A 22210-nucleotide genomic window follows, 5' to 3' on the forward strand; every position below is an offset into this window, starting at 1 on the left:
ACACAAGCACTGTTTTTTACCAATCAGAAAACAGCTTTGATACAAAACTTTGTCTCCACCTATTGTTACCTGTTTTCGCAAACTGAATAAATCGATCATAATTGCCATAAGCAGCTGTCACTGTGTAATTAAATGAACTTGAGTATTCGGAACTGGTTAGCAGAACGCTATATCGCAATCAATCAAATCAGAGGATTTTCGGCGGGGCAATTGGCAGGTATTGCCTACCGGATTGTTCAGGATATGGAAGTCAAAAGCCTCATGCCTTTTGATATCTGTACTTTGGTAGAGATTTTAGAACTGCCTTTAGGGATTGTTTGGGAAGAAATCAGTCTGATTTCGCAGTTAACAGAAAACCTGTTGCGTAGCCTCAGCCAAAAAAAACCGTTAAAACGTAATGAGGGCACATGGCTAGCGTTCCAAATTGCCTATCTCCAGGCTTTGCAAGCAATTCTAGAGCAGGAAGCAAGTCTAAAAAGACCGTGGTTAGATCGGGCAAGTATACCAATCCAAGCACAAGTACTTAAAGAAGACGTTGGTAAACTCATCCTTCAAGATTCGCAACTACAAGGATTGCTGAAAACTCTCAGCCCAGGTAAATTAACTGATACACAAGCGGAACAAGCACTGTCTCTGATTGCAGATTCTTTACTGGTGCAACAAATAAATCATGCTGTCATCGCTTGGTTTGTTGCTAATGGTGCAGAAGAATATGAAGCGAAACTCTTAACACAGCGTTTAGTTCATTCACTTCCTGGTGACATACTCGTAGTGGTTACTGAAAATGCTGCCCCTTTAGCCCAACTGCAAAAGTTTTTCCGTTTGGGAATTTCATTAGCCCCCAGTTTTATCGCTCCAGAAGCTGGTTCTACAGTTGGTGAGAAAATTGACTTGCACCGAGAACATTACCGGGCAAGTTTGATTAAAAACCTTAGTATGCCTTTACTTATAGAATCCTTTGCTCTCAAGGATATCTATGTGCCACAAAAAGGCTTACCAATAGAGGAAAGTATTTCTGATGTGGATAAAAAAGCTGTTAAGTCAGTTGATTTAAAAACATGGGCGCAGCAACAGCTAGCTGATCTAGAAACGATCGCTGTCATTGAGTCGGAACCTGGTTTTGGAAAAACCAGTTTTTGCCAGCTTTGGGCAGCAGAAATAGCGCAACAAGTTTACCCTATTTGGATGCCTATAGTAATTAGGTTAAGGGATGTAACTTATGGCAAGACTTTAATCGAAACTCTAAATTCTGCTTTTGATGTTAATCTTTCAACCTGGTTAGAGCAAGAAAATATTCCTTGTCTGTTGCTGCTGGATGGTTTGGATGAACTGCCCCCTTCTGCTTATGGTGTAAGGGCAAAAGCAATTTTTGTTCAGCAACTACTGAACTTCCAATCTCAACATAGACACAAAATTGTGTTAACGAGCCGCTCAACAACATTACAGGAAATCGCCCCAGAGATCCCCCTATCATTGAAGCGAATTATCATTCAACCGTTGGATGTGGACGAATTCAAACAATGGTTTCAGCAGTGGGCAAAAGTACAATCATTGGCGATCGCTCAAAATTTCTTTACATTCTTAAAACAGTCAGGCTTATTTGCCAGCCAATCAAGGTTTCCAGAATTATCTACCCTTGTTCGTCAACCCCTAATGTTGCATTTATTGGGGATTTTACACCGCGACGGACTGCTAAATGATGAAGTCTTACAACTAGCTGTTAATACCCCAAAGTCTTCTGTGCTATGGGAAATTTATCATCGCTTAAGTCGATGGTTGTTGGGTTATCCGCTAACTGGTGGGATTAAAACGATGCTGCTGCGCTCAGGATCGGCTCATATCAACCGGACTCCAGAAGCGATCGCTAATTTACTTGCTAATCGTCATCCCCAAGATTTACTCGATCAAATGCAAGCGATCGCTCTGAAAATTTTACACTCACAACGTCATCAAATTAATTTGGCTGGTGAATTTAACAATTTACCAGGATTTTATTTTAAAATTCGGGACTTAGAAAGCTCAGAGAAAAATAGTTTAATTGAGTTTTCGCATCTTAAGTTAGGAGAATTTCTTTGTGCTAAGGCTGTGACTGCTGAGTTGAAATTATTAACTCAGTGCCAAAATGAGGCTTATGGTTCCCTCACTTTTGTAGTTGATTCTCCCAGTAGTGTTGCCCAGCATATTTACAATCTATTGGGTTATGGGATACTGAGCCAGGAAATTGAAGAATTAGCGATCGCAATTTTACGCCGTGAACAAAAGCACAAGTTTTCTTTTGAAGTTTTGTTTCAACGTCTTTTGTCTTTCTGGCGTGCTTACTGTCAAGGCTATTGGTTAGACGAAGGCATAGCCCACAAAGCTTGGACTCATTTCCACGCACTACAAAACCCCGTGAATGTTGAGCAAGTCAATGCTGCGGTGGGATTGAACGTATTTTTATTGCTTTATGCTTGCTATCGAGAAACCAAAATCCCTTTTTGGCCTTGTGGGAATCCGCTCAATTTAGCAGAATTCAATCCAGAAGCTTTAAGTGCGCTAATTGCGAGAACAAGCGTTCTCCACAAAAGTGCTTTTGTAACCCGAATTAAGTCTCTAGCTGGACTCAATTTATCGGGAGCCTCTTTGTTGCAAGTAATGTTAACTGGGATAAATCTTGAGCAGACAAACTTATCCAATGCGGAGTTAATTGGGACTAATTTGGCTGGAGCCAATTTGCAACAGGCTAATCTCACAGGCGCAAACCTTCAACAAGCTAATCTTACAGACGTAAACCTCCAACAGGCAAACCTGACAGGTGCAAATCTTCAACAAGCTAACCTTACCGGAGCAAATCTTAATTCAGCCGATCTCACCAAAGCCTGCTTCTTTGATGCCATCCTTACTGAGGCTGGCAAAAAATTAGCTGGTGATAATGGTGCCTTTTTCTCTAAAGAGTCGTTTCAAAGACTGAAAAATTTGCGCTCATCGCAGCAACCCTTCTTAAACACCATCCAAATTACGCCAAACACAGATAAAAATTGGAATAAACCCCCTGTGAGCGGACTAATTGAAAGCTCCGAAGGCACAATTTTACCCGTAGGTTTCTACGATGATGATGTTGATGATGAAACAGTTTTTGGCAATAATTCTATTGAGGAATAGGGAATTGGGAATTGGGAATTGGGAATTGGGGACAAGGGGAAAGACTTGTTTCAAGTTCTCTCCCTTTGTCGCCTTGTCCCCTTGTCCCCCTTCCCTTCTGCTCCCCGATCTCCCCTGCTCCCTACCCTTCTTCAGGGTTACGGTAGCCAACAAAGTTAATACTGTAGTCAGTAATTCGCACTCCTGTTTCTTCTTCAATTTTGCGGAGCAAATCTTCTGGTAGTTCCACATGAACATCAAGAATTTGATTTGTATCCACACAGTTAATATGACTGTGAGAGTCACTGATATTGCCATATAAACGCCCATCACAGCGTTCAATACATTCAATAATGCCTTGACTGGATAATGCTTCTAAATTTTGATAAACAGAGGTATGGCCGATCTCTTTACCTTCTTGGTTCAAGCGATCGTAAATCTCTCTAGCAGAAAGATGTTCATTTGCTTGCCAAAGTAATTCCAAAATAAAGCGGCGCTGACGACTGACGCGCATACCCAGGATTTGACACCTATCTAGCGCATCTTCTAGAGAACGAATTGGTTTTGTTGAAATTGTTTGTTTTTGCATATTACAGCTTGTTAACTGTTAAGGGAATTTTCCCACTTCAATTTTTATTGGTTATTTAATATATGCAATAATATTGCACACCATTGTTCTACCTGTACTTATGTTTTGGCTTGTGATGCTTCGGAAGTAACAGGTGGCGATAAATAACGATCTATTTTTTGCTTGCTGATGGCTACTTTGTCAGACCTTAATCTAAAACAAACTCATTACAACTTTAACTTAAAATTGCTGGAAATGTCCACTTTGGGGGAGGTGTTGCCTAGAGGCAATAGGGAAGAAGGCTTTTTGAGTTGTACGGAGTTTATTCAAAAATCAAATATGAGTCCTATATCTAAACGATGTAGTAGTCTTTTAGTTAAACATGGGTATTTATCGCAGTTATGAAAGTAATATTTGACTGTCAAAATATCCGATATACGTGAGAAGCGTAAGTGTACTCCGCCGCAGGTATTGCTAGCGGATGATATCAAAGCCAGCCACTAGATAGATATTTTTTATAAACAGTAAAAACTAAGTAAAAGTATCAAATAAACTTGAGAAGGTCAGAGTTATTTCTAAATCTTGTATAGTTTGACCAAAATTATTAGCAAAAAAGTATTAGTAAATACCAATTAATTTCTCAAGGTCAATGTAGCGTCAATCCCTGAAAGCTGCTACTGTAGATTGTCGATCCTAAAGTTGAGCAAAAAGAAAGTGGCTGCTGAGTCAAAGACAATTGCGATCGCACTCAATAATGACTTCATTAACAATCTGGATCTATCGCCTGCCTCAACGGTGATTGAACAACTGCTGCAAGATGGGGCCGCATCCCATGAACAGCAACTACGCTTTGATATCAATTACGATCTCGAACCTGGCGATCCACGGGAACTCTCAGAAATTCCAGAAATAAGGCTGTGGTTTGTGCGCCTAGATGCCAAATACCCCTGGTTAGCATTTTTACTAGATTGGAAAGCTGGAGAATTTGCTCGTTATGCCGCCATGCTAGTACCACACCAGTTCAGTTCCCAAGATGGCATTCAGTACAATCCTGAAGCCTTAGAAATATTTTTGATGCACAAAATCTTTATTTTAGGTGATTGGCTCAAACAGCAGGATATTCCCAGCCTCTCGCGGTTAAAGTCTATGGCTCAAATGCTGGGTTATGAATTAGATGATGCTTTTTTTGAAATATTTTAATACTGAAATAACCGCAAAATCTAGCTGTCACAACCAGGTTTTGCGGTCATTCAACAAACGCATGACTACATTAGATATCCAATAGACTAATTGCAGAAATTGGGACAAACTGCTGGTTTAGCCACCCCAGATTTTCTCTAAAACTGCGTTTGGTGAAACATCCGCTGTTTTTCCCGTGGGGGATACAATAGCCAGGAATTTCTCGTTTTTCGGCAACAACTTAGCTGGGTCGGTGGGCCCAAATAGCGCAATGGTGTAGGTTTGGACAGCAACACTCAGTTGTAGTGCCGGACTATCAGTGGATAACATCAAATTTGCCCCGGCGATCATAGCAGTTAACTTGCCAATATCATCTGGGGCAGTCACCTTGATATCTGGAGAAGACCCCAGAAGCGATCGCACAAACTGTTCATCGCCAATTCCCTTAACAACCACTACAGGCAGGTCAGGCTGCTTATCTTGGAAACCTTGAATAATTTGATGCCAACTTTCGACAGGGTAGATTTTATCCAGTTCTTTAGCCTGAGATAACTGGCCAGAACCGCCATGAATCAAGATATAGCCTGTTTCATGCACCCCTAAGCGTTTTTGTTCTTTTTGTGCCCACTCAATATCTGGTTTGGGCACATTTACTGCTAACTCTGGGACAGGGCTATTTATTTCCAATGGTTGCAGCAAATCGTGATATGCTGCCGCCGCATACTGGGATGCTTTAAATGGCACAGTGTGGGTCAGAAAAACCGAACCATTGCCTTTGTAGCCAATACGTATGGGAATTCCCGTCAACCAGAGCAAAAGACTAAGCAACCAAATTTGCTTAATAACAATGACAACATCGTATTCGCGATCGCGAATCGTCCCCACCAAGTTACCCCAATCTGCCAGACTATTACGGTCGTGAAAATCAAAGTTCAGCACCTCGTGAACTGACTTGCTCACTCGGTAGGCAGCCTTTGACCGGGGTTCAACAACGACATCTATTTGAGCGTCAGGGTAATTGCGCTTCAGGTCATCTAGAGTCGGAAAGAAGAGAATTTGGTCGCCAATTCCGCCAGGTACAAGGGCTACTACTCGCATAATATTTATTGACGCTTACTCGCTCCCTATTTTAGGGGAAAATATATAGCTTAAAGATTGAGGAATTCTGTGTATTTACTAATTCCAGCTGCGGGAATCGGAAAAAGAATGGGTAGTAACCGCAATAAACTCCTGCTGAAAGTGCGATCGCAACCAATTATTGCTTGGACTCTATTAGCCGCAGAAGCCGCTAATACAATCAGTTGGATCGGGATTATTTCTCAGCCTACCGATTGGCCAGACTTCAGAGCAATTCTCGCCGATCTTAAGCTCACTAAACCAGTGGAATTTATTCAAGGCGGCTCCACCCGTCAAGAATCTGTTTACAATGGCTTGCAGGCTTTGCCAGTAGCCGCAGAACAAGTGTTGATTCACGATGGCGCTAGATGTCTCGCCACACCAGATTTATTTAACTCCTGTGCCCAAGCCATTCGCCACTATCCCGGTTTAATTGCTGGTGTACCCGTCAAAGACACAATCAAAGTTGTCGATCAACAAGGCATAATTCAAGAAACACCTGACAGACAAAAATTGTGGGCGGCACAAACTCCCCAAGGATTTGATGTGAAGTTGTTGAAACAGTGCCACGCTGAGGGAGTCCGGCAAGGTTGGGAAGTAACTGACGATGCGGCTTTATTTGAAAAGTGCGGCATCGAAGTCCGAATTGTCGAGGGAGAGGAAACAAATTTAAAAGTGACAACTCCACAAGATTTAGCGATCGCAGAATTTATTCTCACAACTAGAGGATTTTGAGGAATTGGGAATGGGGAATGCCCAATTCCAATTTAAGAACTAACAATATTTTGACAATTTACGATATAATGCCACACACTTGTTGATTATTAGTTGTCATGTACTAATGACCAATGACTAATGACCAATGACCAATGACTAATGACTAAATGATTACAGCCACAGCGACGAAGATAGAAGCAATTCTTTATTTAAAGGGTAAACCCTTGTCGCTCGGCGAAATCGCCGAGTATGCAGCGTGCGATCGCGCCTCTGTCAAAGAAGGCATAATTGAACTCATGGACAATTATGCCCACCGAGATAGCGCCCTAGAGGTAATAGAAACCCCTGATGGTTACAGTTTGCAACTACGGTCTGATTTTCAGGATTTAGTGCAAACCATGATCCCAGTAGAATTGGGTGTAGGTGCATTGCGGACTTTAGCTGCGATCGCCCTCAATAGTCCCATACTCCAGAGCGACTTGATTAACTTGCGCGGTTCAGGAGTATATCAACACGTTCCCGAACTCGTAGAACTTGGTTTTATCCGCAAACGCCGAGACAGCGATTCTCGCTCCTACTCACTCCAAGTAACCCCAAAATTCCATCAGTATTTCCAAATCGAACAACTCCCACAAATACTTTCCAACAACCAAAAGGAAGAACAACTAGAACTAGAACTAGAACTCAAGGGAGTGGGGAGTGGGGAATAGGGAGTGTGGGAGGTGTGGGAGGATGGGGAAGTGTGGGAGGATGGGGAAGAAATCTGACCCCCCACACTCCCCCATCCCCCCATTCCCCCTCCTCTTAATGACTTATACCTGTGGTGAATGCGCTAGCCTTGTACTATGGTTTAGAGTAGAGTTAGCAATTAAGCTAAATAAAACTGCCAATGGTGTTTAATCCTGACTTTTTAAATGACAACTCCGAGGAACACCCTAATCAACTTCTTTCCGACCATGCTGAGGAATACCCCAATCAGTTACTGAAATATCTACAACATCAGTCTCCTGATGTTCTAGCGAGGATTGCTCAATCCGCCAGCCCTGAAATTAAACAAATCATCTCGCAAAATGTCCAAGGGCTAGTGGGAATGCTCCCGGCAGAAAATTTCAATGTCCAAATCACAACAGATCGGGATAACTTAGCTGGGCTTCTAGCGTCGGCCATGATGACGGGGTATTTTCTGCGCCAAATGGAACAAAGAATGCAGTTAGAGCATTTGTCTAATGGTCAATAGTCAATAGTCAAACATTCTGGGACTATTGACCAAATAATTACTAATTCGTAATTCGTAATTCGTAATTAAAAAAGTTACAGCAGCCCACACTGGATTAAAAATTCAGTGGTTAACAAGATTTGTGTGGAGAGTTAAAGCTTCCACGTATAGCGACGTGAAAAGCGAGTCCGCAAGCGTCTTGCAACTACGAGTTACGAATTATCAATTACGAATTATTTTGACTATTTCCTTTCAGGATAAGCTCCTGATTGGACTTTGAAGGTTTGAATTTTCCCACTACGATTGACTTCGATCGCTATTATGTCCCCAACTTTGCTGGACTCTACCAGCTTTTGAACTTGGGCTGAGGTTTTGACTGGTTTACCATTAACTTTTTGAATCACATCTCCAGGAAGCAATCCTCCGCGCTTGGCTGGGGAATCGCCTGTAACTCCTTTAATCACAATCCCAACATCCTGCTGAATGTTCAGCTGATTCTCTTGATTAATCTGCTGTTTTTTGATGGGAGAAAGGTCTGCCATTTCAACACCCAAGAAGGGATGTTCTACACGCCCTTTGGTAAAAAGTTCATTGGCAATACGGGCGGCGGTTTCAATGGGGATCGCAAAACCGAGTCCTTGAGCATCAGCGCGGATGGCAGTATTAACACCAATCACTTCGCCTTGAGCGTTTAATAAGGGGCCACCGGAATTACCAGGGTTAATTGCGGCATCAGTTTGGATAAAACTGACTCGCTTATCTGGTACACCAACTTGAGTACTGGTGCGATCGGTAGCGCTGATAATGCCGATAGTGACAGTATTATCTAAACCCAGAGGGTTGCCAATTGCGATCGCCCACTGTCCTGGTATTAAGTTTTGCGAATTGCCCAGTTTCACAGTTGGCAAATGATTCGCTTTTATTTTCACCACTGCCACATCTGTCACAGAATCAACTCCTACCACCTTACCCTCTAAACTTCGACCATCCTTGAGGGTGACTTGTACTGTATCTGTATCTGCTACTACATGAGCGTTAGTGAGTAATTCCCCATCCTCGCTCAAAATAAATCCTGATCCTGTACCGCGCTCAATCCGTTCTTCGGGAATTGGTTGCTCATCCTCTCCAAAGAATCGCCGCAAGAGCGGATTTTTTAATGCGTCAGAGATGGGATTGGCGACTTTGCGAGTGGCATTAATTCGCACCACAGCCGGGCCAACTTTTTGCACTGCCGTCGCAATAAAATTCACATTATCGCCTCCAGTAGCCCCAATTGCTCCATTAGGAGAATTTGGCACTACAGATTCTGGAGGCGAAGCCATTGTTACATTTCTTAACTGTTGGAATGAAGAATTTTGTAGTAAGAGATAGCGACTGCCAAACAAACCTGCACCACAACCAAATACCACTAAGAACAAATAAACACCTAGTTGCTTTAAAGATAACTTCATAATAATTCTGCTTAAGGACAACAATGCAGTTGCTAATTTCTAAGTGTAGTCAAGCTAACGGCAAGTGGACAGATCAATTTACAAGGAATTAAGCATTGGGGATTGGGTAAAAGAGGCAGAGAGAGGGGCAGGGAGCAGGGAGCAGGGAGCAGGGGGAAGAGGCACAGAGGAAGGGAGCAGAGGGACAGGCAGGGAGCAGGGGGTAAGAGGTATGAAGAAGAGACAAGGAGGAGGTGGGAGATGGAGAGACTTGTTCAATAATTTCCCCTTGTCCCCCTGCTCCCCTGCCCTCTGCTCCCCTGCCCCCTACTCACCGATCTCCCCACTTCCCACACTCTCCATCTAAAATTTAAAGTTAATGCGCTCTTGATCTGTATACATGACTTTACCCTTTCGTCAACTGTTTCTCTGTAGCCTAGTTAGCGCCTTGGGCCTAGTAAGCATACTGCCAAACTTGAACAGTGCTAACGCTGCTGTAGGTGGTTGTCCGATTCCAGCCCTATCTCGCTTCCAACGCCATAAAGTTGTTCGTGGCGAAACTTTGGAGAGCATAGCGCAGCGCTACAATCTCATACCTACAACTATTATCGGTATGAATCCAGCTTTGCAGAATGGCGCACTTGCAGCCGTTGGTAGTGTGCTTCAAATTCCTCCCTACAATGGGATTGTAGTTGAAGTACCTCGCGGTCAAACTTGGCGACAAGTGGCAGCACAATACAAAGTTCGTGCTGATAGCCTTTTTGAGGTAAATGGCTGCCAACAAGACCCCAGAATCGTGTTTGTTCCGGGGGTAAATTGGTCGCCCAATGGTGTTGTAACTAAGTCCCCTTTACCTACTGATGCAGGTACACCAAACCGTGCATCCCTGGCTGGATATCCATTGGCACAAGTTGCAAATGTAGGATTAGCTTATGGATGGCAAATTAATCCGGCGACAGGTGAAGTTTTCTTCCACAGTGGTGTTGACTTATTAGCACCAGTTGGGAGTAATGTATTAGCGATCGCTCCTGGAACCGTAGCCTTTGCTAATGACCAAGGTTCTTATGGCAAGTTGGTCATCATTAACCACAGTGGCGGGCTTCAAAGCCGCTACGCCCAGCTTGACAGCATCAAGGTTACTGTTGGTCAGCAAGTAAAAAAAGGAGACTTACTAGGGACAGTAGGCACCAGTGGAAAACCAAGTTCCACTCAATCACATCTTCATTTTGAAGTGCGTTCTAGCTCATCTCTGGGTTGGGTAGCCGAAGATCCAAAGGGTTATTTGAAGAAATGAAGAAGTGGGAAAATCAGGGAGCAGAGGAAGCAGAGGGAAAATAACCAATTCCCAATGCCCAATTCCCAATTCCCTATGCCAAAATCCCAAACTCGCTAGATTTTATGATGTGCATTCCTGCCTCTGCAAACCTTGCAAATGCTGCATCTGCCTGTTCTGTGTAGTCCACAATATTTGGAACAACAACGGGAGAAGTGCAATCTTCTAAGAGATAGATTTTTTGAGCAAGGGTAGCATCTACCTCTTTAATTTCTGTTAATAAATCATCAATTGTCCAGGCGACGCAATGACTTTTAGCTTGACCACCAATAATAACAGTATCAAATTCTAAAAGTTGCTTAATCAAACGGGTATTTTTTTGACCAAGTGGACGTTGTTCAAAATCTTCCAACACCTCTGGACGTAAGATCGAATAGTTTTCTGTTAAAGGATTTTCACCCTTGATTTCAAATTGTGTTTGGCTTTGACGAGCAATACTGTGGAAAAATATTGCTTCCTCCACCGATGAAACTAAAGCATGACCAATACCGCCCAACATAGAATGATAAGGCCAAATTGTGAGAGGGTATTTACCATCTTGACTGAGTTTTCTAACGTAATGATAAGCGTGTTTTTCTAATAATTCATAATCTCCATTAGTAATACTTTCAGCAACTGCTGGATTAACCTTCCAGATACCTTGTTCGATATCTGCTAAAGTGATATTAGTTGCTGCTGGAGTAGGATGTTCTCCACCAGCATTCACCCAAAAGATGGGATGGAAGATTTGCGTTGCTGTATGGGTATCTAGAGTGGGTACAATTTTTGTAATGACTCCTAAGTTGCGATAGATAAACTCACATAATCTGACGTTATCATTCACCGCCTCATTCCCAGATTTTCCACCTACAAATAGTTCAAAGTTGGGGATACAAAAAGTATTTTGAACATCAATTAACAATAAGCATATACGGTTTGTATCTGAAGATGCTGGTTTGATGTCGTGTTGTTTTACCCAAGCTTCAGATGCTGCGGCGATTTTTTGGTAAGGTACACGCCAGACCTCTCCTACTTTTTCGGGGTAAAAGTGTGGAGGAATTGGTAGTTGGCTTGTTGTTTGGATGTTCATAATTTCAGCTTTTTGATTTTATATTAGGATTTACCGACATTCAACGAATTTTTCTTTAAGCAAAGCACGATTTCGGATGTCATAGATTAATTAAGCAGTAATGCTCTACTCAACCCTAACCTTCAATTATTGATACAGCAATAACTAAAAATATTGTTAGTTCCAGAACAGGATGAGAACTATTAATGATACTTATGACATAAATCTTCTGATAGAGAGACGGGAACAAGATGAAATTGTATTCTGTTAACAATATTATTTTGAGGTAAATTATAAGGTAAAAATAATTTTTACTAAGAATTTAAGGCAGAAGAATTACTGAATATTATTACTCAACAAAAGCAGAATGGAGTAAAAGATGAAGTTTCGTCTAAGACGGCGCAGATTAGGTCAATTGATGCTCGGCAGTACAGTAGCGGCTACAATCAGTAATTTTGCGGAGAAAACGGTGGCACAAACTCCGGTGAGAAAAACTACCCCCATGCTGAAAAATTCGATATCTGAAACTATGAAGGTGACACTACAGGTGAACGGAACAAAACATAGTTTGCAAATTGAACCGCGTGTTACCTTACTTGATGCACTTCGTGAATACATAGGGCTAACTGGCAGTAAAAAAGGTTGTGACCACGGTCAATGTGGTGCTTGTACGGTGCTGGTTGATGGACAGCGAATTAACTCCTGTCTGACTTTTGCCATCATGCACACAGATGCTGCCATTACAACTATTGAAGGTCTGGCGCAAGGAGACAATCTGCACCCGATGCAAGCCGCATTTCTTGCCCGCGACGCATTTCAGTGCGGTTATTGCACACCGGGACAAATTTGTTCGGCGGTGAGTTTAGTCAACGAAGGACACGCTAAGTCAGATGACGATATTCGGGAATTAATGAGCGGCAATATCTGCCGTTGCGGTGCTTATCCAAATATCGTGGCTGCTGTCCGTGATGTCTTAGAAGGAAAAAAAGATGCAGCCATTTAACTATCAAAAAGCGCGACAAGCGGAAAATGCCGTGGCGTTGGTGGCTCCAGATGCCGAAGCCTCATATCTTGCCGGTGGTACTAGCCTAATCGATTTGATGAAGTTGAATGTGCAAACGCCAACAGAGTTGGTTGATATTAACCCACTGCCATTAAGCAAGATAGAAATGCAAAGTAACAATCTGCGGATTGGAGCAATGGCGCGTAATAGCGACGTTGCTTATGATGCGATAGTTCAACAGCGTTACCCTGTGCTGTCAGAAGCGTTGTTGTCTGGGGCATCACCGCAACTGCGAAACATGGCAACAGTGGGCGGAAATTTACTGCAACGTACCCGGTGTTACTACTTCCGTGACACTTCAATGCCGTGTAACAAGCGCGTTCCCGGTTCAGGTTGTGCGGCAATTGAAGGTTACAACCGGATTCACGCGATTCTCGGCGGTAGCGATCGCTGTATTGCCACTCATCCTTCTGATATGGCGGTGGCAATGGTAGCACTTGATGCGGTTGTACAAACACGGGGGCCGAATGGAGAGCGGAGTATTCCACTTGTAGATTTTCATCTTGTTCCTGGCGAGACACCCGAACGGGAAACAGTTTTACAGCACGGAGAGTTGATTGTTGCCGTTGACTTACCTGCTTCACCCAATGCAAGCCGATCGCACTATTTAAAAGTCCGCGATCGCGCCTCTTATGCTTTTGCAATGGTATCAGTAGCGACGGTGCTAGATATTCAAAATGGCATCATTCGCTCGGCACGTATTGCCCTTGGTGGGGTAGGGACAAAACCTTGGCGTGCCTACGATGCAGAAAAAGCCCTCGTGAATAAGCCAGCAAACCAGGCAGCATTTCAAGCAGCAGCAAATGCAGCCGTTGCTGGAGCTAAACCTCAAAAATACAACGGCTTTAAGGTCGAACTGGCTAAACGCACCATTGTTAAAGCGCTGACAACGGTAGGAGGGATGGCATGAATACAAGTGATAAAAATACAGTTGTCGGCAAACCACTCAACCGAGTTGATGGCCATCTAAAGGTGACGGGTGAGGCACGCTATGCGGCAGAGTTTCCAGTCGCAAAAATGACTTATGGAGTGACAATTCAAAGTGCGATCGCTAAAGGGAAAATTACCCAAATTGATACAAAGGCGGCGGAGCAAGTACCGGGTGTATTAGCAGTAATTACCCACCTCAACGCGCCCAAAGCTTCTGGAGAAAAGGGCGGCGGTCATAAGGTGCAAGTGTTACAAGATAACATTGTGCTGTATAGCGGTCAGCATATTGGTGTCGTCGTTGCCGATACCTTTGAACGAGCGATGTATGCTGCCTCACTCGTACAAATTCGCTATGACGAAGAGAAACCAGCCATCAATATGCGGGATAACATCGCTAAGGCATACTTGCCAAAAGAATCGCCCGATTCATCTCATGGCAATGTTAAGCAGGGACTAGCGAATGCTGCTGTGCGCGTTGAGCAAACCTATACCACTCCAGTAGAAAATCACAATCCGATGGAGCCTCATGCGACAACAGCGGTTTGGCAAGGCGATGAACTGCTGCTGTATGATGCAACTCAGGGAATTTTTTCGACTCAACAAAAAGTTGCGGAGGTATTAGGAATTAAGCCTGAGAAAGTCCGCATTATGTCTTACTTTGTGGGCGGTGGCTTTGGTTGCAAAGGGTCGGCTTGGTCACACGTACCCCTAGCAGCGATCGCAGCACGGCAGGTAAATCGTCCAGTCAAATTAGTTCTGGGACGCATACAAATGTATGGCCCTGTGGGCTTTCGACCAGAGACAATTCAACAGGTTTCTTTGGGTGCTACCCGCGAAGGAAAATTAACTGCACTCCGACACACCGGCACTTCACAGACTTCAACTTTTGATGAATTCATTGAACCTGTTACTAAGACTGCACGCATGATTTATGCTTGCCCGAATATTGAAACTAGCCATCGTCTGGTTCAGCTAGATCAGGGAACACCAACCTATATGCGGGCCCCAGGTGAAGCTTCTGGATCGTTCGCCTTAGAATCGGCAATGGACGAACTGGCTTATGCGCTCAATATCGATCCGGTAGAACTGCGTCTGCGTAACCACGCTGATGTCGATTCTAGTAAAGGACTGCCTTGGTCGAGCAAGTCACTCATCCAGTGCTACAAGACAGGAGCAGAAAAGTTTGGCTGGCAAAAGCGCAATCCTCAACCCCGTTCGATGCGAGACGGCAATTATTTGATTGGTTGGGGTATGGCAACAGCTACTTATCCTACCAACCGTTCTCCGGCATCTGCGATCGCTAAGATTATGGCAGACGGTACAGCAGTTGTGCAAAGCGGTTCTCAAGATATTGGTACGGGAACTTATACTGTCATGACTCAGGTTGCAGCTGATGCGCTTGGTCTACCAGTTGAAAAAGTTCGCTTTGAACTAGGCGATACTAAAATGCCAAAAACTCCCGTTTCCGGTGGTTCGCAAACAGCAGCTAGTGTCAGTTCGGCTGTACATTTAGCGGGAAATCAAGCTCGTAGTAAGCTTTTGCAACTAGCACTCGCCGATCAAAAATCGCCGCTTTATAGTTCAAACGCTGAAGATGTGATTGCCCAAAATGGTAGCTTTTTCTTAAAAAATAAATCGTCTGTAAGCGAAACATATCAAGCAATCTTGGCACGACATGGAATGAAAATGATCGAAGCGCGTGTAGATGCCAAGCTGGGAGACGAACAAAAGAAGTTCTCAATGCACTCATTTGGAGCGCAATTTGCCGAAGTCCGCGTTAACCCTGATTCCGGCGAAGTGCGAGTAACGCGCTGGGTGGGAAGCTTTGGTGTTGGACGCATCCTCAATGCTAAAACAGCCAACAGTCAACTCGTCGGTGGGATTGTCTACGGTATCGGTATGGCACTGATGGAACATACGGTTATAGATCCAAATCTAGGACGCGTTGTTAACCATGATCTAGCTGAATATCACGTACCAGTAAATGCAGACGTTCCTGATATTGAGGTGTTGTTTGTCGATGAACACGATCCACATATCAACCCCCTTGGTGTCAAAGGGATTGGAGAAATTGGCATTACCGGTGTTGCTGCGGCGATCGCCAACGCTGTTTATCATGCCACAGGTAAGCGCGTTCGTGATTTACCAATTACGTTAGATAAATTGTTGTAGTCATTGGGCATTGGGTATGGGCAAGAGGACTTAGGGACAAGTGGAAAGACTTGTTTCAAGTTCTCACCCCTTGTCCCTAAGTCCCCCCTACACTCCATCGGACGGTTACGCGATCGCAACTGCCTTTTTACGAGAAGGACGTTTGCGATCTGATTTTTTCTTCAATCCCACCGCTTGAGCTTGATCGCTATCTGAGCCATATTGCCCGCGCACGACTTCTTTCATCGCTAATACAGCATTATGAAATTCCCATTCTGCTAATCGGGCAGCATCAGCAGCAGCCCGGTATAAAGCTAATTTCTCAGTTTCGGTTTGTTGAGAAATCAACATCGCCAAAAATTAACCTTTAACCAAGTACCGCTATGCGTAATTCGTCAGATGAGTCTTTGATACTCGTGAACGAGTCTTTGAATTCCATGAGCCTTGAACCCAAAAATGATAAGTCTAGACTGACTTATCCCATGTCTTTAGGTTAGTTCTAATTATTCTAATTTTTACCTAAAGATTCAGCTTCAAGGTAGTTTCTTGTAACTTATGACAGTTACTTTAAATCATCCTGATGGGTCAAAGTATATATACTTAATAACTGAGGTTCAAAGCATGGACTCAACAGGTAAGGTTAAAACTGTGGACACGTCCTGGTCTCTTCCACTGCCGTTGAAAGAGTATGCAATGAGCCGAGTAACTGTCTACTTTTATAGCGACAGATGGGTTCCAATTAAATATTGCTCTTTGGAAAAGGCAATTTTGCTTTACCACAGGGCAAATTTAGAAGGCAAGGAAATTTTATTATTTCCTACTAATATAGACCCTAATGAATTCTCAAACTCTTTTAGCTAAAATGTATTGAGGTAGGCCATTTTTGAAAAAATAAATTGGATATAGAGGCGTACATATATTTATATGTACGCCTCTACTTTTAATTGGGATTTCAATATTGACTCAAGTAATATTTAGGTCAAAATAACACGTTGTCAAGCAATCACTTCAGCTTTGTTATCGTACCAATGGATTTTTGTTAGCAGATGCTGAGTTGATAGTTTGTTCAATTCTCTTCAATCTTGTTTCTGGACGTTTTGCACTGTCAATCCAAAAAATAATATTCTTTTTGGATGAATTATTAAATCTTTCAAAATAGTCTTTAGCAGTTGTGTTTGCTTCTAATGCTTGCTTTAAATCTGAGGGAATAATTAATGCTTCGCTTGCATCTAAAGTATTCCATGAACCATTTAGTTTTGCAGCTTCGATTTTTTCCAGACCAACTGTAGTCATCAAACCTTGTTCTATAAGTTCTTCAATATATTGTTTATTTAATTTTGACCACACGCTTTTCGGTTTTCGAGGTGTAAATATTTGCATATAACGTTCTTCATCTATGGATTTGACTTTACTATCAATCCAACCAAAGCATAAGGCTTCTTTTACTGCTTCGCTGTATCGAACACTTGGTTTACCACTTTTTACTTTGTAGTAAATAAGCCATACACCAAAAGAGATAAGATGGTTTTTCTCTAACCATCTCCGCCATTCTTCCCGACTATTGGCGCAGAAAGACGGAAATTCATTCTTCAGTTTGGATACATCAGTATTATTATCTTTGCTAACGTTTATTTTTGTATTTTGCTGCATTGGTCGGTTACTGCTTAATACTACGATTGCTAAGTCCTAATGTATACATAATAAGTAGGGAGCGCTACCCACCCTTATCCAGATATTCAGTAGTAAAGATATCAAACTAACCCAGAACGCAATGCAACGACTGCTGCTTGCACGCGATCGTCCACTGCTAATTTATTCATAATCCCTCTGACGTGGGTTTTGATGGTGTTGGGACTGAGATAGAGTTTTTCAGCAATCTCTGGGTTACTCAACCCGTCTACCATGAGTTTCAACACTTCTAACTCGCGTCCAGATAAGTTTGCGTTGTTGCTGGTGGGTGTAGGTGGTTTGAGATTATCAATCACTCGCCGCGCAATTTGGGGATCGAGATAGGCTGCACCATCAACTGCGGCTGCGATCGCACTTAACAATCGTTCCACACTTGCACCTTTAATACAATACGCATCTGCACCGCTAGATAGTGCAGCAATAATTTCTGTCTCCGTTTGATGAGATGTCAGCATCACCACATGAGTTGCTGGCAACGCCGCCTTAATTTGCTGTGTCGCTGCAATGCCATCCAATCTTGGCAACCCAATATCCATAACCACCAAATCAGGTTTCAGTTGCAGTGCGGCTTGAACTCCCAAATAACCATCTTCTGCTTGTCCAACAATCTCTAACTGAGGATGAGCCATTAATGATTGCTCTAATCCCAGTTGCATCATCGGATCATCTTCGACAATTAACACGCGCAATGGCGGAGCATTGACGGGTAAATTTAAGGGATAGCGAGTATCTAAAGACATTATTTATTTATTAAGAGTCCTTTGTCATTTGTCCTTTGTCATTTATCATTTGCTTTTTTTGTTTGCCAATGACCAATGACTAATGACAAATGACTAATTATTATTCTTCCACGCGATAGCCTAACTCTGCTAAACTAATGCGCGACTGTCGCCATTTTGGTTGAACTTTGACAAACAATTCGAGGTAAACTTTGCCAGCGATTAACTTTTGGATTTGTTCACGGGCTTCACTACCAATTGCTTTGAGCATCGCTCCGCCTTTGCCAATGAGTATGCCTTTTTGAGAATCACGCTCAACGTTGATGGTAGCAAGTACACGAGTAATGCTGGGAGTTTCTTCTACTAAGTCAATAGCGATCGCAACTGAATGGGGCACTTCTTCACGAGTTAACAATAAAATTTGTTCTCGGATTAATTCACCCATAATAAAGCGTTCTGGCTGGTCTGTTACCAAATCTGGCGGATAGTATAAAGGCCCAATTTCTAAATGTTCAATTAATAACTCTTGCAGTTGCGGTAATCCTGCACTCGTCTTGGCAGAAAATTTCACGATTTCCCATTCATGTGACTGGGCCATCTGGGCATAACTATCATCTAAATACTGAGAATCGTCCGGTTGTTGGTCACTTTTGTTCACGCCCAGAATCACCGGCGTTTTACTGCGACTGAGCAATTCGGCAATATAGCGATCGCCCGATCCACAAGCTACTGCTCCATCTACCACAAATAGCACTACATCTACCGATTCAATGGCAATTTTGGCATTTTGCACCAATACTTCGCCCAATTGATGATGGGGCTTATGAATTCCTGGTGTATCTACAAAAATTAACTGCGCCTCTGGTGTAGTTAAAATGCCCCGCAAGCGGTTACGTGTAGTTTGCGCTATTGGTGATGTAATGGCTATTTTTTGTCCTACTAATTGATTCATCAAAGTAGATTTACCGACATTTGGACGACCAACAATGCCGATAAAACCTGATTTGAATTCAGGAGGAGCCTCTGGGATTGTTACTTCTCCTGAAAAAGAGAAGTTGTAATTTTCAATACTAGTCACCTTTGGCTCCACCCTCATATTTTACAGCTGGGATAACTTGGTTTTTTCTTAGACACAAAACAAGCATAAAAACACCCTAGCATTTTCGGGGATTGCTTTTACTTAGGTTTAATCTACTACTGGCTCTACACTTAATATTTTACAGCTGAGATAACTTGGTTGAGTTTTTATATACAAAAGAAACATAAAATTACTTTGGCATTTGCAATGAGGACTTTTGCTTTCGGTTTAATCTGTTGCTAATGGCTTAAGTTTCATCGACTACTCAATATATTTGGATCAAAATGTCAATAAAAAATATGGGAGAACCTAAACGCATTGGAATTCTTACCAGTGGAGGTGATTGTTCTGGCTTAAATGCTGTGATTAGGGCTGTAGTAAATTGTGCTGTGGATACTTACGGCTGGGAAGTTTTGGGAATTCGTCAAGCGACTCTAGGATTAATGGCGCGTCCACAACAATTCACAAAACTGGAAGTTGATCAAGTTGACTCGCTATTAACTGCGGGTGGCACAATGTTGGGGACAACCAATAAAGGCAACCCCTTTGCTTTTCCAATGGCGGATGGGAGTTTATGCGATCGCTCCGAAGAAATTATTGCAGGTTATCATGAGCTAGGTTTAGACGCTTTGATAGGTATTGGCGGCGATGGTAGTTTGGCAATTCTCCGCCGCCTCGCTCAACAAGGTGGCATTAATTTAGTAGGTATTCCTAAAACCATTGATAACGATATTGGCGTTACCGAACACGCCATCGGTTTTGATACAGCAGTAAATATTGCTACAGAAGCACTAGATCGATTACATTTTACTGCTGCAAGTCATAGCCGCGTCATGATTTTGGAAGTAATGGGTCGTGATGCTGGACACATCGCAATAGCTGCGGGAATTGCGGGGGGAGCAAATGTAATTTTAATTCCCGAAATTCCTTACACCGTTGAGCATATTTGTCACAAAATCAAAGAACGCCAAGAGAAAGGCAAAAACTATTGTTTGATAATTGTTTCCGAAGCGGTTCGTACCCACGATGGGGAAAATGTGACGATTACAAATCGCTTAGGTCAATCTCGATATGGCGGAATTGGTGAATATTTAGCAGATAAAATTATTGAACACATTGGCGTAGAAACGCGAGTTACAGTTTTAGGACACATTCAACGGGGTGGAACTGCTTCACCATTAGATAGATTAGTTGCAACTGCTTTTGGTGTTGCGGCAGTTAATCTAATTGCCGAAGGTAAATACGATCGCATGGTGACATGGCAAAATCGCCAAGTATTAAGTGTACCAATTACAGAAGCGATCGCTCAATATAGCGCTGTCGATCCCAATGGTACTTTAGTTAAAACTGCTCGTGGTATGGGTATTTATTTAGGAGACTAAACTCAATACTCTTCGATTCTGGCAAGAGACGCGATGAATCGCCGTCTCTACAATAATTAGTCTTTTGTAGAGACGGCGATTTATCGCGTCTTTGTAATAACAATTACATGAATATCTATACCCAATGCCCCATGTCTTAACTCACAATTCCCAATACAAACTCGCCTTCATTTACAGCTTGATTGGTTGCGACATCATAAACTAATCCATCATGTTGAGCGCAGACATCAATTACAGTAGGTAGTTGACCTTCTTTATTAAAACTGAGAATTTGATAGAGCTTGTCTCCAGCTTTGACTTTGCTACCTAATTCGATTCTGGATTGAATCATACCACCTGCGATCGCATAATATTTTTTCCGGTTGCTGCTAGATGCAAAAGTCATATCATGAGTTTTGGTGTCTTCTGATAAATTAGAAACTTGTATTACACCTTTTTGCACTAAATAATTTTTCACACCCTGTACACCTTTAGCTACTGAATCAGGGTTCATTTGCATTCCTGAGCCTAATTCCAGCGTCCAAGCTTCCACATCAAACTTGATTTCTCTACCCAACTCTTTAAAACAAGCTTCTAGTGCTAACCAAGGTTTGATAAAAGCTTCATCAAAAGCATCACCATCATATTTATCAAGTAAGATTCCAAAATTGAGTAAGAAGTATTTTGCACTATCTTCTCGATTTTGGAAGTAATAAACGTAGTCTAAAGCTTGATTTGTAGAACTATGTAAATCAATTAAGTAATCTGTATCTAAACTCAGATTTTGTAGTTTGTAGGCAAAAATCTCAGTGTAAGGAACACCAGCAGGAGAATTAATTTTTTCTAAAACTTTCGCAAATTGTTGCTTAATTATAGTTAGATAATTTTGTCGAACTACCTCTAGATCAACATCAAATTGAGATTTAGCAAAAGCTACTAAATCATCAGCTTCTTTCTCGTAGTCCCAAAATATGCGATTCCAGTCTTTGGCTTCATAAACGCAATATCGCCCAGGAGAAAAATGTTGAGCGCGTTCATTCGTCCCCATCGGATTACAAACGGGAACTAGCCAAATCTCTCCAGTTAAATCTGTATCATTTATTGTTAATAAAAACTCAATTAGCTGGTGAATAACGGCATTACCAGAGATTTCCGCACCGTGCAGATTAGATTGAATGTATACCTTTTTACCAGGTTGAGCGCCGATGAATTTGTATAGTTGTAAGTAGAGGCGATCGCCCGAAGCCATTTGACGTAATACAATGCTTTCAATAACTGGCAGCATGAAACAACTCAGTGATGATTTGAGTAAATTATCGCTGTATCTGTACTGAATTAAAAGCTTATACAAATTCTTTCTGAAGCTGCATAGAATTCGATCCCCCCTAGCCCCCCTTAAAAAGCTATCCATTAGTCACATCTTTCTTAACAAAAGCTAAAAGCTAATTCTCAACAGGATTAGAGACGATGATGAGAATAGGAGGACTAGACA

At 42.4% G+C, this 22210-nt stretch carries 18 protein-coding genes and 1 pseudogene; 10 read left to right on the forward strand and 9 right to left on the reverse strand.

The annotated features are described in order from the left end of the window. The first annotated feature begins 132 nt into the window (after positions 1-132). On the forward strand, positions 133-3141 hold the full coding sequence (locus V7K69_RS23620; RefSeq protein WP_335038818.1) for a pentapeptide repeat-containing protein: 3009 nt from the start codon (positions 133-135) through the stop codon (positions 3139-3141). A gap of 121 nt (positions 3142-3262) precedes the next feature. Here the strand turns inward: V7K69_RS23620 and V7K69_RS23625 are convergent, their stop codons facing one another. Continuing rightward, entirely contained in the window at positions 3263-3709 is a 447-nt protein-coding gene (locus tag V7K69_RS23625; protein WP_114082541.1) for a Fur family transcriptional regulator, read from the reverse strand. A 693-nt stretch (positions 3710-4402) separates the two neighbouring features. Here V7K69_RS23625 and V7K69_RS23630 point away from each other — a divergent pair. Beyond that, complete coding sequence (locus V7K69_RS23630; protein ID WP_335038821.1) at positions 4403-4888, forward strand: CRR6 family NdhI maturation factor; 486 nt, start codon at positions 4403-4405, stop codon at positions 4886-4888. Positions 4889-5005: 117 nt separating this feature from the next. Here V7K69_RS23630 and V7K69_RS23635 read toward each other — a convergent pair whose 3' ends face one another. Next, entirely contained in the window at positions 5006-5965 is a 960-nt protein-coding gene (locus V7K69_RS23635) for a glycosyltransferase family 9 protein (protein ID WP_335038823.1), read from the reverse strand. A gap of 69 nt (positions 5966-6034) precedes the next feature. Here V7K69_RS23635 and ispD point away from each other — a divergent pair, with 69 nt between their 5' ends. The 3 genes from ispD to V7K69_RS23650 all read left to right on the forward strand — a co-directional run bounded on the left by ispD (position 6035) and on the right by V7K69_RS23650 (position 7937). Continuing rightward, the gene (gene ispD, locus V7K69_RS23640; protein WP_335038825.1) at positions 6035-6718 is read left to right on the forward strand and encodes a 2-C-methyl-D-erythritol 4-phosphate cytidylyltransferase; all 684 of its coding nucleotides are present in this window, start codon (positions 6035-6037) and stop codon (positions 6716-6718) included. A 149-nt stretch (positions 6719-6867) separates the two neighbouring features. After that, positions 6868-7410, forward strand: a complete 543-nt coding sequence (scpB, locus tag V7K69_RS23645) for an SMC-Scp complex subunit ScpB (RefSeq protein ID WP_335038827.1) — start codon at positions 6868-6870, stop codon at positions 7408-7410. A gap of 179 nt (positions 7411-7589) precedes the next feature. Beyond that, on the forward strand, positions 7590-7937 hold the full coding sequence (locus V7K69_RS23650; protein ID WP_012411319.1) for a DUF760 domain-containing protein: 348 nt from the start codon (positions 7590-7592) through the stop codon (positions 7935-7937). A gap of 221 nt (positions 7938-8158) precedes the next feature. Here the strand turns inward: V7K69_RS23650 and V7K69_RS23655 are convergent, their stop codons facing one another. Next, positions 8159-9367, reverse strand: coding sequence for an HhoA/HhoB/HtrA family serine endopeptidase (locus V7K69_RS23655; RefSeq protein WP_334805542.1), 1209 nt, complete (start codon positions 9365-9367; stop codon positions 8159-8161). A gap of 379 nt (positions 9368-9746) precedes the next feature. Here V7K69_RS23655 and V7K69_RS23660 point away from each other — a divergent pair, with 379 nt between their 5' ends. Continuing rightward, complete coding sequence (locus V7K69_RS23660) at positions 9747-10640, forward strand: LysM peptidoglycan-binding domain-containing M23 family metallopeptidase (RefSeq protein WP_335038830.1); 894 nt, start codon at positions 9747-9749, stop codon at positions 10638-10640. A 73-nt stretch (positions 10641-10713) separates the two neighbouring features. Here V7K69_RS23660 and V7K69_RS23665 read toward each other — a convergent pair whose 3' ends face one another. Then, entirely contained in the window at positions 10714-11748 is a 1035-nt protein-coding gene (locus tag V7K69_RS23665) for a cysteine hydrolase family protein (RefSeq protein WP_335038832.1), read from the reverse strand. 358 nt (positions 11749-12106) lie between these two features. Here V7K69_RS23665 and V7K69_RS23670 point away from each other — a divergent pair, with 358 nt between their 5' ends. Genes V7K69_RS23670 through V7K69_RS23680 form a run of 3 tightly spaced genes read left to right on the forward strand, consistent with a single transcriptional unit; the run spans position 12107 to position 15892 of the window. Beyond that, on the forward strand, positions 12107-12730 hold the full coding sequence (locus V7K69_RS23670) for a (2Fe-2S)-binding protein (RefSeq protein WP_335038834.1): 624 nt from the start codon (positions 12107-12109) through the stop codon (positions 12728-12730). Continuing rightward, positions 12717-13700 carry an FAD binding domain-containing protein gene (locus tag V7K69_RS23675; RefSeq protein WP_335038836.1) on the forward strand — a complete coding sequence of 328 codons (984 nt, stop codon included), beginning with the start codon at positions 12717-12719 and terminating at the stop codon, positions 13698-13700. Before V7K69_RS23670 ends, V7K69_RS23675 begins: the two co-directional genes overlap by 14 nt. Next, positions 13697-15892: a xanthine dehydrogenase family protein molybdopterin-binding subunit gene (locus V7K69_RS23680; RefSeq protein ID WP_335038838.1), complete on the forward strand. Its 2196-nt coding sequence runs from the start codon at positions 13697-13699 to the stop codon at positions 15890-15892. Before V7K69_RS23675 ends, V7K69_RS23680 begins: the two co-directional genes overlap by 4 nt. A 105-nt stretch (positions 15893-15997) precedes the next feature. Here V7K69_RS23680 and V7K69_RS23685 read toward each other — a convergent pair. From V7K69_RS23685 to era, 4 genes and pseudogenes are all read right to left on the reverse strand, one after another. Then, positions 15998-16231 (reverse strand): annotated as a pseudogene (locus V7K69_RS23685) (hypothetical protein); the annotation flags it as partial. Between the two features lie 657 nt (positions 16232-16888). Beyond that, positions 16889-17521: a YdeI/OmpD-associated family protein gene (locus tag V7K69_RS23690; protein ID WP_335038840.1), complete on the reverse strand. Its 633-nt coding sequence runs from the start codon at positions 17519-17521 to the stop codon at positions 16889-16891. A gap of 101 nt (positions 17522-17622) precedes the next feature. After that, the gene (locus V7K69_RS23695; protein ID WP_190960706.1) at positions 17623-18300 is read right to left on the reverse strand and encodes a response regulator; all 678 of its coding nucleotides are present in this window, start codon (positions 18298-18300) and stop codon (positions 17623-17625) included. A 100-nt stretch (positions 18301-18400) separates the two neighbouring features. Continuing rightward, on the reverse strand, positions 18401-19375 hold the full coding sequence (era, locus tag V7K69_RS23700) for a GTPase Era (protein ID WP_335038844.1): 975 nt from the start codon (positions 19373-19375) through the stop codon (positions 18401-18403). Between the two features lie 281 nt (positions 19376-19656). Here era and V7K69_RS23705 point away from each other — a divergent pair, with 281 nt between their 5' ends. Further along, positions 19657-20739, forward strand: coding sequence for an ATP-dependent 6-phosphofructokinase (locus tag V7K69_RS23705; RefSeq protein ID WP_335038846.1), 1083 nt, complete (start codon positions 19657-19659; stop codon positions 20737-20739). Positions 20740-20875: 136 nt separating this feature from the next. Here V7K69_RS23705 and V7K69_RS23710 read toward each other — a convergent pair whose 3' ends face one another. Further along, positions 20876-22003, reverse strand: a complete 1128-nt coding sequence (locus V7K69_RS23710) for a succinylglutamate desuccinylase/aspartoacylase family protein (protein WP_335038849.1) — start codon at positions 22001-22003, stop codon at positions 20876-20878. Between the last annotated feature and the right edge of the window lie 207 nt (positions 22004-22210).

Origin of the sequence: Nostoc sp. (genome assembly GCF_036917775.1) — a bacterium.
GTDB lineage: Bacteria > Cyanobacteriota > Cyanobacteriia > Cyanobacteriales > Nostocaceae > Nostoc.

Coding starts and splice junctions, on each gene's coding strand:
- V7K69_RS23620 (WP_335038818.1), top strand. CDS start 133: ATGAACTTGAGTATTCGGAACTGGTTAGCAGAACGCTATATCGCAATC.
- V7K69_RS23625 (WP_114082541.1), bottom strand. CDS start 3,709: ATGCAAAAACAAACAATTTCAACAAAACCAATTCGTTCTCTAGAAGAT.
- V7K69_RS23635 (WP_335038823.1), bottom strand. CDS start 5,965: ATGCGAGTAGTAGCCCTTGTACCTGGCGGAATTGGCGACCAAATTCTC.
- scpB (WP_335038827.1), top strand. CDS start 6,868: ATGATTACAGCCACAGCGACGAAGATAGAAGCAATTCTTTATTTAAAG.
- V7K69_RS23650 (WP_012411319.1), top strand. CDS start 7,590: ATGGTGTTTAATCCTGACTTTTTAAATGACAACTCCGAGGAACACCCT.
- V7K69_RS23655 (WP_334805542.1), bottom strand. CDS start 9,367: ATGAAGTTATCTTTAAAGCAACTAGGTGTTTATTTGTTCTTAGTGGTA.
- V7K69_RS23660 (WP_335038830.1), top strand. CDS start 9,747: ATGACTTTACCCTTTCGTCAACTGTTTCTCTGTAGCCTAGTTAGCGCC.
- V7K69_RS23665 (WP_335038832.1), bottom strand. CDS start 11,748: ATGAACATCCAAACAACAAGCCAACTACCAATTCCTCCACACTTTTAC.
- V7K69_RS23670 (WP_335038834.1), top strand. CDS start 12,107: ATGAAGTTTCGTCTAAGACGGCGCAGATTAGGTCAATTGATGCTCGGC.
- V7K69_RS23675 (WP_335038836.1), top strand. CDS start 12,717: ATGCAGCCATTTAACTATCAAAAAGCGCGACAAGCGGAAAATGCCGTG.
- V7K69_RS23680 (WP_335038838.1), top strand. CDS start 13,697: ATGAATACAAGTGATAAAAATACAGTTGTCGGCAAACCACTCAACCGA.
- V7K69_RS23690 (WP_335038840.1), bottom strand. CDS start 17,521: ATGCAGCAAAATACAAAAATAAACGTTAGCAAAGATAATAATACTGAT.
- V7K69_RS23695 (WP_190960706.1), bottom strand. CDS start 18,300: ATGTCTTTAGATACTCGCTATCCCTTAAATTTACCCGTCAATGCTCCG.
- era (WP_335038844.1), bottom strand. CDS start 19,375: ATGAGGGTGGAGCCAAAGGTGACTAGTATTGAAAATTACAACTTCTCT.
- V7K69_RS23705 (WP_335038846.1), top strand. CDS start 19,657: ATGGGAGAACCTAAACGCATTGGAATTCTTACCAGTGGAGGTGATTGT.
- V7K69_RS23710 (WP_335038849.1), bottom strand. CDS start 22,003: ATGCTGCCAGTTATTGAAAGCATTGTATTACGTCAAATGGCTTCGGGC.